Origin of the sequence: Actinocrispum wychmicini (assembly GCF_004345645.1) — a bacterium.
In the GTDB taxonomy this organism is placed as follows: domain Bacteria; phylum Actinomycetota; class Actinomycetes; order Mycobacteriales; family Pseudonocardiaceae; genus Kibdelosporangium; species Kibdelosporangium wychmicini.
Genome location: NZ_SLWS01000016.1, coordinates 106929 through 119178 on the forward strand (window position 1 = coordinate 106929; position 12250 = coordinate 119178).

Here is a 12250-nt window from a genome sequence, read left to right on the forward strand (position 1 = left end):
CATGACGACTGAGAAGGCGGACGCCGCCGGGGACAGCAAGGTGGCGCGGAAACGAGCCCGCTCGTCCAAGCGTCGACGGCGGATCTCCGGCTTGCTTGCGTTGGGCGTGGCCCTGATCGGTGTCGGCGCCATCTACAGCGCCCTGTCGCCCGAGCCGCAGACCGCGAACGCGTCGCAGACCGACCCGGCGCTGGTGCGCAAGGGCGAGCAGATCTACAACAACACCTGCATCTCCTGCCACGGGGCCAACCTGGAGGGGGAGAAGGACCGCGGGCCGGCCATCATCGGGATCGGCGAGGCGGCCGTCTACTTCCAGACCTCGACCGGGCGGATGCCGCTGGCCGCGCAGGCCGCGCAGGCCGAGCGCAAGCCACCGAAGCTGAGCCCGGAGGAGATCGACGCGCTGATCGCGTACGTCGAGTCCAAGTCCACCAACGGGCCGAAGCTGCCGGACGCGAAGGGTGCCGCGCTGGTGGGCGACAACCCGGCCCGCGGCGGCGAGCTGTTCCGGATGAACTGCACGTCCTGTCACAGCTTCACCGGTCGCGGCGGCGCGTTGTCGTCCGGCAAGTCCGCGCCCGACCTGGACGAGGCGACCGAGGTGCAGATGTACGCGGCGATGGTCTCCGGCCCGGAGAACATGCCGAAGTTCTCCGACCGCCAGCTCTCGCCGGAGGAGAAGAAGGACATCATCGCGTACATCAAGTCGGTGACCAACGGGAACAACAACCCCGGCGGCGCGCCGATCGGCGGTCTGGGCCCGCAGTCCGAGGGCCTGATGGCGTTCATCGTGGGGATGGCCGCGCTGGTGGGCATCACGCTGTGGATCGGAGGCAAGTCGTGAGCGACGACAAGAAGGACCTGCCCACCGACGAAGAGCTCGGCGACATGGACCGCGAGGAGCTGCTGAAGCTCGGCGGCCGGCTGGACGACGTCGAGCTGGTCGAGTACAGCGACCCGTGGCCGGTCAAGGGCACCAAGGCGGAGAAGCGGGCGGAACGGGCCGTGGCCGGCTGGTTCACCCTGTCCGGCCTGGCCGGGCTGGCGTTCATCGTGATCTTCATCGCCTGGCCGTGGCGGTACGCCCCGGCCAACACCGACGACCACCTGCTGTACCTGCTGTACACGCCGATGCTCGGGCTGACCCTGGGCCTGGCGATCCTCGGTGTGGGTGTCGGCGTGGTCATGTACGCCAAGAAGTTCCTGCCGCACGAGGTCGCGGTCCAGCAGCGGCACGAGGGCCGGTCGCCGGAGATCGACCGGCAGACGTTCGTGGCGCACCTGTCCGACGCGGGCGACAAGAGCACGATCGCCCGCCGGTCGCTGATCAAGCGGACCGCGCTGTTCGGGGCGGGCACGTTCGGCCTGGCCGCGGCGGTGCTCCCGCTCGGCAGCATGATCAAGAACCCGCACGCCGAGTCGGCCAACGAGAACGGCCTGTGGCACACCGGCTGGATGGCCAAACAGGGCGAGCGCGTGTTCCTGCGCCGCGACACCGGTGACTCGCACGCGGTCGAGCTGGTGAAGCCGGAGGACCTGGACGCGGGCGCGATGGAGACGGTGTTCCCGTTCCACGCCCCGGTCACCAAGGACGGCAAGGTCGACTACGCGGGGCTGTCCGACATCCTCGCCGGCAAGCAGCGGGTCAACCCCGAGGAGCTGGCCGAGGCGTTCGCCCGCGCGGACAACCCGGTGATGCTGATCCGGCTGCGGCCGGAGGACGGCAAGCGGGTGGTGAAGGCGAAGGACCAGGAGGACTACAACTTCGGCGACTACTACGCCTACACCAAGATCTGCAGCCACCTGGGCTGTCCGACCTCGCTGTACGAGCAGCGGACCAACCGGATCCTCTGCCCGTGCCACCAGTCGCAGTTCGACGCCTTGCACTACGCCAAGCCGATCTTCGGCCCGGCCACCCGCAAGCTGGCGCAACTGCCGATTCAGGTCGACGCCGAAACGGGTTACTTTTATGCCACGGCCGACTTCAACGAGGCGGTCGGACCGGCCTTCTGGGAGCGCAAGTCATGAGCGGTATCACGACGCCCACGAAACAGAAGAACCCGGCGGCCAGGCTCGCGGCGGGCACCGGCAACTGGCTGGACGACCGCCTGCACGCGGCCGGCGGCATCCGGCGCCAGCTGAACAAGGTCTTCCCGACGCACTGGTCGTTCCTGCTCGGTGAAGTCGCGCTGTACAGCTTCATCGTGCTGCTGCTGTCCGGCACGTACCTGTCGCTGTTCTTCGACCCCTCCATGCAGGAGGTCGAGTACCAGGGCTCGTTCGTCAACCTGCGCGGCCTGGAGATGTCCCGGGCCTACGAGTCGGCGCTGAACCTGTCGTTCGACGTGCGCGGCGGCCTGTTCGTCCGGCAGGTGCACCACTGGGCGGCGCTGCTGTTCATGGCCGCGATCGTGCTGCACATGTTCCGCACGTTCTTCACCGGCGCGTTCCGCCGGCCGCGGGAGACGAACTGGGTCATCGGCATCCTGCTGTTCATGCTGGGCGCGATCGAGGGCTTCGCCGGCTACTCCCTGCCGGACGACCTGCTCTCCGGCGCCGGCCTGCGGATCATGTCCGGGCTGATCCTGTCGATCCCGGTGATCGGGACATGGGTCAACTGGTTGTTGTTCCGAGGTGAGTTCCCCGGGCACGAAGTCATACCCTTGCTCTACTCCGCGCACATCCTGCTGATCCCGGGGATCATCCTGGCGTTGGTCGGTGTGCACGTGGGTCTGGTCTGGTACCAGAAGCACACCCAGTTCCCGGGTGTGCTGAAGAAGGAGACCAACGTCGTCGGCGTGCGGATCATGCCGTACTTCTCGCTGAAGGCCGGTGGGTTCTTCGCGATCGTCACCGGTGTCATCGCGCTGCTGGGCGGGCTCATCCAGATCAACCCGATCTGGAACTTCGGCCCGTACAACCCGGCGCACATCTCCGCGGGAACCGTGCCCGACTGGTACATGGGGTGGACCGACGGGCTGATCCGTCTGTGGCCGGCCTGGGAGGTCTACCTCGGGGACTACATGATCCCGGCGCCGTTCTTCCCGTTCATGCTCGGCCTGCCGTTGCTGACCGGGATCGCGGCGGTCTACCCGTGGATCGAACGCCGGTTCACCAAGGACTACGCGCACCACAACCTGTTGCAGCGGCCGCGTGACGTGCCGGTCCGGACCAGTCTCGGGGTCATGGCGATCACGTACTTCATGGTGTCGTTGCTGTCGGCCGCGAACGACGTGCTGGCGGACAAGTTCGACATCTCGCTGAACGCGACCACCTGGATGGGCCGGATCGGCCTGCTGGTGCTGCCGCCGCTGGCGTACGCCATCACGTACCGCCTGTGCCTCGGCTTGCAACGCGCGGACCGTGAAGTGCTTGAGCACGGCGTGGAGACCGGCATCATCAAGCGGCTGCCGCACGGCGAGTTCATCGAGCTGCACCAGCCGCTCGGCCCGGTGGACGAGCACGGCCACCCGATCCCGCTGCCGTACCAGGGCACAGCGGTGCCGAAGAAGATGAACAAGCTCGGCTCGGCCGGTCGCCCGGTCGCTGGCACGCTGCTGCGGCCGGACCCGGTGGAGGAGACCCGCGCGCTCGAACGGGCCCGTTCCGAGGAGCACAACGGGCACAGCCCCGAATAGCCTCGCGCGAAACGGCCCCCGCTGCGGCGGGGGCCGTTTGTCGTGTGATGGTCAGGCCGAGTCAGCGCCGATCGAGAAGGCCGCTTCGGTGTCCTGGCTCGAGTACGACCGGAACGCGATGTGCGTGTCCGTCGCGACCACCCCCGGGATCTTGCTGATCTTGCCGGGGATGACGTTCGCCAGCTGCTCGTGTTCGCTCACGGTGATGATCGCGATCAGGTCGACATCGCCCGCGCACGAGTACACCTCGTTGACGCACTCGACGTCGGCGATGGCCTGAGCGGTCTCCGGGATGCTGTCCGCGTTGGCCTGGATCAGCACGATCGCCTTGATCACGTGGGTTCCCTCCGATGGTCGCGACCCTCAGCGAGAAGCGTATAGAAACCCCCAGTGTCCCGCGCGGGGCACTAGCCGGCGTAGTGCACCTGGGCGTGGAACACCGGTCCGTCCGGCGAGCCGCAATGCTGGTCGACTGTGGCGTCCAGGGCGGTCACCTGGTCGTCGTCGCGTTCGATCCGGTCGATGGTGACCGTGGCGTAGTCGTCGGAGCAGCCGAGCCCGTTGGAGACGATCTGGATGCCCGGCCCGTCCGGATGTGTCTCGTGGTTGCGTACGTTGAGGTAGGTCCCGGCGGTGAGGGCCTCGCCGGCGCGTCCGTTCAGCTCGATCCGGATCCAGTCGGCCCCGTTGTCGGTGGCCGCGTCGACCTTCACGACACGCTGGTACTCCCACACAGCCACGTCGCCCCAACTGCCCCCGCGCCCGTCAACGGGAAACGCCCCAGGCGCCGCCTCGAACGTCAACAACCCCTCAGGCTGCCCCGCGGCCGCGTTACTGGCCGACAACGCCCCCACAGCGCACACAACGACAGCGCACGCAAGCAACCGCATTCTGTCCCCCCAGTTCTGGAAACCCCTTGTCCCACAACGGTACCGAAGACTCACCGGCTAACGGTCACTTTCCGGAACCGATAAGGCTGGGTAACCGTCTGAACACCAGATGTGACCATGCGCGCTCACGAAGGCCTGGAGGGTCCCAACGGCGCCATGCCTGCGGTGTACGCCATGGAAGCCGCGTACGCGACCTACACCGACGCACTGGCCGACCGACTACGGAAAGGCTGCGACACCATCGACGCGACCGCACAAGCCCTCAGAGACATCCTCACGGTGTACCGCCGCGCTGACGGGCAGGCGTGACATGGGAAGGTTCTGGAAGGAAAAGGACGAGGTCGAGGACGCGGCCATAGCGCTGGCACACGATTTCGCAGGCCTGGCGAACAAAGAAGGTGTCGCCTACGGTCCGGACGCTCGCGGTGCGTTGGAAGGCGCACTGCTCGGCCATGCCGCGGATTTCATGAGTCTCGACCCACAGAAGATCATCGACGAGTGGGACCGGATGCAGAAAGTCAGTAGGGATGTCAACGTCGACGTCTCCGAACCGGTCACCGTCGCGTTGGGTGCGACCACCGAGCACCTTCGAGGCTGGTACGGCGCGGGCGCGGACGCCTTCCGCGATCAGGTGAACAAGATGCGGGCCTTCACCGGGATGCAGTCCGACTATATCGGTGCGACCATTCAGGCGTTGGGGTCGATGTTGCGTGTGGCGGTCCAGTCGAGAGACGATTTCGTAGCTCTGGCCGAGGCGACCAGAGGTCAGATCGACAAGGTGTTCAAGGACGACGCGGATGCCGGAACCCAGTTCCTGCTGAAGGTCGGCAATGGCATTGTCAAAGCCGTGCTCGGGGTTCTCGAAGATCCGAAGAAGATGGCCTTCGCGATCATCGAGAACGCGCTGGATGTCACTGTCGAAGGCGTGACACTGGTAATGGAAGGTGGCAAGCTCGGAGAAATCACCTCGAACTACACGAAACAGCGGGAGAGGCTGTTGCAGGGCTATGAGAGCGAGTTGGCCACGGTGCAGGGCTTGATCGAAAGAGGGTTGAACGACGTAATGCGCGAACAGCCCAAACTGTACGATCCTCTTCCGCTCGCGGTGGACGTCAACAGTCCGGATTTCCGGTACGCGGCGTTCGAGTCCAAGGACATGGCGCCTGGGCAGTTCAGTGCGCGCGTGGAGACCGAGCGGCAGAAGTATGTCGAGGAGAAGCAGCACAAGCTGGTGAATTCGGACAGTCCGATCCAACAGCGACTCGCGGGGAACTGATACTATGCGTGTACTGATCAGCGTGGTAGCTGTTATGGCCATGGTCGCTGGGTGTTCGGGGCCGTCGAATCCGCGGCCTCCCGATTCGCCGCCACCTGCCTCAAGTGCCGCACCGGTACCGACATCGCGCGGGCCCGCACCTGTTGTTTCCCGCACACTTGACCTGACGAGTCACCTCGCCAATCCCTGCGATCTGCTCACGACTCAGGACTTCGTGTCGCTCGGGTTCGCTGGCAATTATGTCGTGATTCCGCCATATCGCGATGCGGTGGAGCCGGAGCTTGCCTGCGAGGTCGGCGGTGGGGATATCAGGGTCGAGACCGGCGGTGGGACACTTCATCTGAGACTGAACCCGCATACCTCGCTGCTTGGTCAGGCGTACGCCGACAGCCCTCGTACGTATCCGTTCTTCGAGCCGACCGAGGTCGACGGATTTCCGGCCGTGCGGCGGTCCTTCTACGAAGACTGGATGGGCGGCATGTGTGAGGTCGTGGTGGCCACGGGTCCGAGCCAGGGTCTGAAAGTCCAGCATTCACCGAGCGCGTCCGCCGGTCATGGTGTCAAGGGGAACTGTGACCGGCTGATGCCGATCGTGGCGGAGGTGATGACGAGGCTGGGCGCTTGACCATTACCTGGATGCCAGTACCCCACTTTGCAGTGCGTACTTACGAATAGTTAGTATCGGACGTACGGTGAGTGTCAGAAGATCAAGCGCTGACACAAGGGGAACGATGAGCATCGTCATCACGGGATCGACCGGTCTGCTTGGGCATCTGGTCGTCGAGGAGCTGCTGGCGGCCGGGGTGCCGGCGAGTGGGATCACGGCCGTGGCGCGTGACAAGGCGAAGGCCGAGGACCTCGTGGCCAAGGGGGTTCGGCTTCATGTCGCCGACTATGACCAGCCGGCGAGCTTGGCCGGGGCGTTCCGGGCAGGTGACCGGGTGCTGTTGATCTCCGGCAGTGAGATCGGCAAGCGGGTGCCGCAGCACCGGGCGGTGGTCGAGGCGGCCAAGCAGGCCGGGGTGGCGCAGTTGGCGTACACCAGCATTTTCGGTGGGCCGAAGGCGGACTTCAAGCTCGCTGAGGAGCACAAGGTGACCGAGCAGATCATCCAGGACTCCGGACTGCCGTACACGTTCCTGCGCAACGACTGGTACTCAGAGATGTACATGAACGATCTCGCGGGCACCGCGGAGCGTGGTGCGATCGTCAACAATGTCAAGGCAGGGAGCCGGATCGCGACCGCGACCCGCGCTGACTACGCGGCGGCCGCGGCGGTCGTACTCACGAGCGACGGTCACCTGAACAAGGCGTACGAGTTGAGCGGCGACAACGCGTGGACCTTCGACGAGTTCGCTGATGAGCTGTCGCGGCAGACAGGCAAGACCGTGGTGCACAGGACGGTCAGCGCCGACGAGCACAAAGCCATCCTGGTCAGTGTCGGGCTTCCGGAGGGGTTCGCTGACGTTTTGGTCGACGTGGATGACGCCATCAGCCGGGGCGCGCTGGCGGGCACGCCGGGCGACCTGTCCCGGCTCATCGGCCGGCCGTCCACTCCCATCGCCGAGACGATCGCGGCGTCGCTCTAACCGCGGGCGTCGTCGGCCTGGTTGAGCCAGCCGCGCCAGCTGGCCGCGGACGAGGCGGGGACGGTCCAGGGCGTCGAGCACTGGACCATCCTTGTCCCTGGACGTTCCAGCCAGCGCAGGATTACCCCGACCTCCTCGTGCGGCGCCCCGACCAGGGGGCCAGGGCCGGGTAAGACGGTTTCCGCGGACGCGACCAGCATGTCCACGACGGGCATCGGTCGGACACCTCGCGAGGCGGACCCGGCCGCGGCGAGGCGACCGTGCCGGACCACCGCGAAATCCCAGCCGCCGGTGCCGTCCGGGCGTGCGGCGACAAGTTGGGTGATCTGGGCGAGAGCGGCCAGGCGCTGGCCGCGGTCCAGGGTGCGGATCAAGGTGGCGAGCCGGTCACGTCCCTCGGCTGCCTGTTCGAAGCGGTGTGCGTCGGACAGTTGTGACAGCCGTCGGGTGACGCGCGCGAAGACGTCCACGCGGTTGCCTGCGGTGAGTCCGCGGACGGCGTCCACCATGGGCGCGTATTCGTCAACCGTCTGCCGTCCCGCGCACGGAGCCGCGCAACGACCGATCTCCGCGAGGACGCACGGTGTCCCTTTGGGGGCGCGGGCGGGGATGCGTTGCGTACATGGCCTGATGCCTGTGCCTTCCTGTAACGCGCTCGCCGCGTCCTCAGCCGCGCGATGCGAACGGAACGGTCCGATGGCGTCCCCGCGCGGGACGCGCACCACGGAGAGACGCGGGAACGCCTCGTCGGTGAGCGTGAGCCACCAGGCTTCATGTTTGTTACGGGAACGCCTGTTGTACGCGGGTTTGTGGGCGGTGAGCAGACGCAGTTCGCGTACTTCCGCTTCGAGGGAGTGCGCGCACGTCACCGAGTCCACGCGGATGGCCAGCCCGACCATCTCCCGCAGCCGACGGCGGGTCTCGCTCGCGGTGAAGTACTGCCGGACACGTCGCCTCAGGTCGGACGAGGTGCCCACGTACAGCACCTCCTCGCTCGGGCCGCGGAACATGTATACGCCCGGCGCATTCGGCAGGTCGGCCGCGAGGGTGCGTTTCCGGCGTTGTTCCGGGGTCACCTCGGGGATGAAGTCGACCAGTTCCTCCAGTGACTGCACGCCAATGGATCCGACTCGTTCCAATAGACCGTGCAGCACGTCGACCGTCGCCTTCGCGTCCGCCAGGGCCCGGTGCACGGGCACGGTCGACGCGCGGAACAGCGTGGCCAGTGCGGAAAGCCGGCAGCTCGGCGCCTCCTCCCTGCTCAGGACCCTTCTGGCGAGCTTGACCGTGCACACGACCGTGGGCCGTGGCCAGTGATATCCGTGCCGCGCGCATGCCGCCTTGATGAAGCCCACGTCGAAGCCCGAGTTGTGCGCGACCAGCACGGCACCCGCCGCGAACTCCAGAAACGCCGGCAGCACGGTGTCCAGCCGCGGGGCCTGGTACACCATGGCGTTGGTGATGCCGGTGAGGGTGATGATCTCCGGCGGGATCCCCCGGCCGGGGTCGACCAGGGTGGCGAACTCGCCGATCACCTCGCCGCCACACACTTTCACCGCGCCGATCTCGGTGATCGCGTCCTGCTCGGCGCTGCCGCCCGTGGTCTCCAGGTCGAAGACGACGAAGGTGGCGGTGCGCAGCGGTGTGCCCAGCTCGTCGAACGACAGCTGCGTGTCTGTACCTGTCGGGCTGCTCATCGGGCGGGAGCGTATGGGTCCGCACCGACAATTCGCGGGCGGGCATTTAACCTAGAGGGATGGCGCCGCACGCACAGGACGACCTCCCCGACGAGCCGGGCGAGGACCTGACGGACGCGTCCGAGATGGATTGGGACGAAATTCCGGACGCGGTGCGCAACCGCCTGGCCGAAATCGGCGCCGAGGCGATCAGCGGCCTCAACCGGGTGGACATCCCGCAGCAGCTCAGGGCGGTGGCCAAGTTCGCGCCGGCGAAACGGGCCCGGCTTGGCGGCGCGTCCATCATGGCGGCCCTGAGATCCCACTCCAGTTTCCGGACCGCCGTGGTGGAGTGGGCGAGGGAACACCGCCCGGCGGTGCTGGAGGTCAGCGGCGCCGAACCAGTGGCCGCGGCGGCGGCCGCGGTGCTCCTCGGCGACGAGACCGCGGTGCACTACATCGAACTGGTCAGTCGCCGTGCCGGCGACGCGGTCCTGCGCGCGGAACGCGACGCGGCCATGACCCGTGCGGACAAACTGGAGAACGAGGTCAAACAGCTGCGCGGTGAACTCGACCTCGCACAGGGCTCCGCCGATCTGGTCCGGGCGGACGGCGAAGCCGAACTCGACCGGTTGCGCAAACGTCTGCGGGAGCAGGGCGTGAAGCTGCGTGAGGCCAAGGACACGGCCGCCGCGGCGCACGAGGAGATGCAACGCCTCCAGACGGACGTCAACGCCCAGATAGCCGACCTGACCGCGCAACGCGACCGGGAACGCGAACGAGCCGAGAACGATCGGAAGAAGGCCCGCCGGGCGGAAGCCGACGCCGAGGTCGCCCGCCAGTCCGCCCGGGAGGCCCGGCAGGCCGACGAGGTCCGCCTGTCGTTGCTGGTGGACACATTGGACGGTGCGGTCACCGGCCTGCGGCGCGAACTCGCGCTCGGCGGCGGCGGCCCGCGCCCGGCGGACCTGGTCCGCGGCGCCACCGCGGCCCAGGGGACCGTCGGCCGGGTCGAGGATCCGGCGGCGCTGGACCGGTTGCTGGCGTTGCCCTCGGTGCACTTGGTCGTCGACGGCTACAACGTGACCAAGACCGGCTACCCGGACCTGCCCCTGGCCGACCAACGCGACCGCCTCACCCACCAGCTGGCCTCGCTCGCCGCCCGCACCTCCGCCGAAGTGACCCTGGTGTTCGACGGGGCCGGAGTGGTGGCGGTGCCGGCAGCGGCCCCTCGTGGAGTGCGGGTGCTGTTCAGCGACCCCGGCGTGTTGGCGGACGACGTGATCCGGGCCTTGGTGGCCGCCGAGCCCGAAGGACGCCCGGTGGTGGTCGTGACCTCAGACCGCGCGGTGGCGGACTCAGTGCGGCGGCGCGGTGCCCACCCAGTGCCGTCCGCGGTCCTTTTGGCCCGCCTCGGCCGCGTCTGACGACGGGCCGCCTTTGTCCGTAGCATGGGTTGGCTCGCCTTCCGTGGAGGCGGGCCGGCCAGCCGACGCGGTGCGCGCCGCGGGTGCTTGACTGCTGGCCAGCCGGTTGGCGTGGCTGGCAGGCCGCGCCAACCGGTCGGTGCTACGGCGTCCTCAGCCAGGCCGCGGTGTCCGGCGGCAGGTGGCCGCCCTCAAGTGGACCGCTGGTCAACAACACGCTGGCGTGCCGTGGCAGCGGCACGTTCTCGCATGACAGGTTCACCACGCAGGTGAAGCCGGGCTCGCGGCTGAACGCGATGACATCCGGTGTTCCGTCCAGCCACCGCATCTCGCCGTCACCCAACGCGGGCTGCTCATGGCGGATCCGGAGGGCGGCGCGGTACAGCTCCAGCATCGAGCCGGGGTCCGCGGCCTCTGCTTCCGCTGTGTAGTCCGCCCATTCCTGGGGTTGTGGCAGCCAGGTCGGGCCGGTGCCGAAGTCGAACGGGGGAACCTGGCCGCCCCAGGGGATCGGGACCCGGCAGCCGTCCCGGCCGGGGTCGGCGTGGCCGGTCCGTTCGAACACGGGGTCCTGGCGCAGCTCGTCGGGGATGTCCTCGACCTCCCACAGGCCCAGCTCCTCGCCCTGGTAGACGTACACGCCGCCGGGCAGGGACATGGCCAGCAGCGCGGCCGCCCGAGCCCGGCGGGTGCCCAGGGCGCGGTCCACCGGGGTGCCGTGCCTGCGGTCCGCGAACTCGAAACCGGTGTCGCCGGGCCGGCCGTACCGGGTCACGTGCCGGGTCACGTCGTGGTTGGACAGCACCCACGTGGTCGGCGCGCCGACCGAGCCGTGTGCGTCCATAGTGGACTGGATGACCTCGCGGAGCTTCTTGGCGTCCCACGGGCAGGACAGGAAGTCGAAGTTGAACGCCGAGTGCAGCTCGTCGGACCGCAGGTAGCGGGCGAACCGGACCGGGTCGGGCAGCCACACCTCGCCCACGAAGACGCGGTCACCGGGGTACGAGTCGGCGATCCGCCGCCACTCCCGGTAGATGTCGTGCACGTCGTCCATGTCGACGTACGGCAGCTGACCCGAACCGTCCACATCGGGCAGTGCGGGGTCCTTCACCAGTCCGGCGGCCACGTCGATCCGGAAGCCGTCGACGCCGCGGTCGAACCAGAACCTGAGCACATCCTTGAACTCCTCGTGCACGTCGGGGCTCTGCCAGTTCAGGTCCGGCTGGCGGGGGCTGTACAGGTGCAGGTACCACTCGCCGTCCGGCACCCGGGTCCACGCCGAGCCGCCGAAGTAGGACTGCCAGTCGTTCGGCGGCCGCGACCCGTCGCCGCGGCCGGGCCGGAACCAGAACCGGTCCCGCTCCGGCGATCCGGGGCCGGCGGCCATGGCGGCGGCGAACCACGGGTGCTCGTCCGAGCAGTGGTTGGGCACGATGTCGAGGATGATCCGGATGCCCAGGTCGTGCGCCTCCCGGATGAGCTCCTCGGCCTCCGCCAGGGTGCCGAACACCGGCTCGATGTCCCGGTAGTCGGACACGTCGTAGCCGCCGTCGTCCATCGGCGACGGGTACCACGGGTTGAACCAGATCGCGTCGATGCCCAGGTCGGCCAGGTAGGGCAGCCGGGCGCGGACGCCGGCCAGGTCGCCGAACCCGTCGCCGTCGCCGTCGGCGAAGCTGCGCACGTAGACCTGGTAGATCGCCGCGCCGCGCCACCAGGCGGTTCGCGTGTCGGGTTGGGTAACGGTCACGGTG

At 68.0% G+C, this 12250-nt stretch carries 12 protein-coding genes; 8 read left to right on the top strand and 4 right to left on the bottom strand.

The annotated features are described in order from the left end of the window. The first annotated feature begins 1 nt into the window (after nucleotide 1). From qcrC to qcrB, 3 genes are read left to right on the top strand one after another with little or no spacing between them, the layout of a single operon-like run. Nucleotides 2-844: a cytochrome bc1 complex diheme cytochrome c subunit gene (qcrC, locus tag EV192_RS47970; protein WP_132125469.1), complete on the top strand. Its 843-nt coding sequence runs from the start codon at nucleotides 2-4 to the stop codon at nucleotides 842-844. Beyond that, entirely contained in the window at nucleotides 841-2028 is a 1188-nt protein-coding gene (qcrA, locus tag EV192_RS47975) for a cytochrome bc1 complex Rieske iron-sulfur subunit (RefSeq protein ID WP_279495828.1), read from the top strand. The genes qcrC and qcrA overlap by 4 nt, the downstream gene beginning before the upstream one ends. After that, nucleotides 2025-3638 (top strand): cytochrome bc1 complex cytochrome b subunit, encoded by a 1614-nt coding sequence (gene qcrB, locus EV192_RS47980; protein ID WP_132125470.1) that lies wholly within the window; start codon nucleotides 2025-2027, stop codon nucleotides 3636-3638. Before qcrA ends, qcrB begins: the two co-directional genes overlap by 4 nt. Nucleotides 3639-3689: 51 nt before the next feature. On the opposite strand, the gene EV192_RS47985 is transcribed toward qcrB, so the two are convergent. Both EV192_RS47985 and EV192_RS47990 read right to left on the bottom strand, forming a co-directional pair. Further along, nucleotides 3690-3974 (bottom strand): Lrp/AsnC family transcriptional regulator, encoded by a 285-nt coding sequence (locus EV192_RS47985; RefSeq protein ID WP_132125471.1) that lies wholly within the window; start codon nucleotides 3972-3974, stop codon nucleotides 3690-3692. A gap of 71 nt (nucleotides 3975-4045) precedes the next feature. Then, the gene (locus EV192_RS47990; protein ID WP_132125472.1) at nucleotides 4046-4501 is read right to left on the bottom strand and encodes a hypothetical protein; all 456 of its coding nucleotides are present in this window, start codon (nucleotides 4499-4501) and stop codon (nucleotides 4046-4048) included. A gap of 144 nt (nucleotides 4502-4645) precedes the next feature. Between EV192_RS47990 and EV192_RS47995 the strand changes: the two genes are divergently transcribed. From EV192_RS47995 to EV192_RS48010, 4 genes are all read left to right on the top strand, one after another. Further along, on the top strand, nucleotides 4646-4837 hold the full coding sequence (locus tag EV192_RS47995; RefSeq protein WP_132125473.1) for a hypothetical protein: 192 nt from the start codon (nucleotides 4646-4648) through the stop codon (nucleotides 4835-4837). Between the two features lies 1 nt (nucleotide 4838). Then, entirely contained in the window at nucleotides 4839-5804 is a 966-nt protein-coding gene (locus tag EV192_RS48000) for a hypothetical protein (protein WP_132125474.1), read from the top strand. Between the two features lie 4 nt (nucleotides 5805-5808). Beyond that, nucleotides 5809-6429, top strand: coding sequence for a DUF3558 family protein (locus EV192_RS48005; RefSeq protein ID WP_132125475.1), 621 nt, complete (start codon nucleotides 5809-5811; stop codon nucleotides 6427-6429). Between the two features lie 106 nt (nucleotides 6430-6535). Continuing rightward, nucleotides 6536-7393 carry an SDR family oxidoreductase gene (locus tag EV192_RS48010; protein WP_132125476.1) on the top strand — a complete coding sequence of 286 codons (858 nt, stop codon included), beginning with the start codon at nucleotides 6536-6538 and terminating at the stop codon, nucleotides 7391-7393. On the opposite strand, the gene EV192_RS48015 is transcribed toward EV192_RS48010, so the two are convergent. Further along, entirely contained in the window at nucleotides 7390-9090 is a 1701-nt protein-coding gene (locus EV192_RS48015) for a DEDD exonuclease domain-containing protein (protein ID WP_132125477.1), read from the bottom strand. The two genes, EV192_RS48010 and EV192_RS48015, sit on opposite strands and share 4 nt — an antisense overlap. Before the next feature lie 59 nt (nucleotides 9091-9149). Here EV192_RS48015 and EV192_RS48020 point away from each other — a divergent pair, with 59 nt between their 5' ends. Continuing rightward, nucleotides 9150-10496 (top strand): NYN domain-containing protein, encoded by a 1347-nt coding sequence (locus tag EV192_RS48020; RefSeq protein ID WP_243727547.1) that lies wholly within the window; start codon nucleotides 9150-9152, stop codon nucleotides 10494-10496. A 142-nt stretch (nucleotides 10497-10638) separates the two neighbouring features. Here the strand turns inward: EV192_RS48020 and EV192_RS48025 are convergent, their stop codons facing one another. Next, on the bottom strand, nucleotides 10639-12246 hold the full coding sequence (locus EV192_RS48025; protein WP_132125478.1) for a glycoside hydrolase family 13 protein: 1608 nt from the start codon (nucleotides 12244-12246) through the stop codon (nucleotides 10639-10641). Nucleotides 12247-12250: the final 4 nt, after the last annotated feature.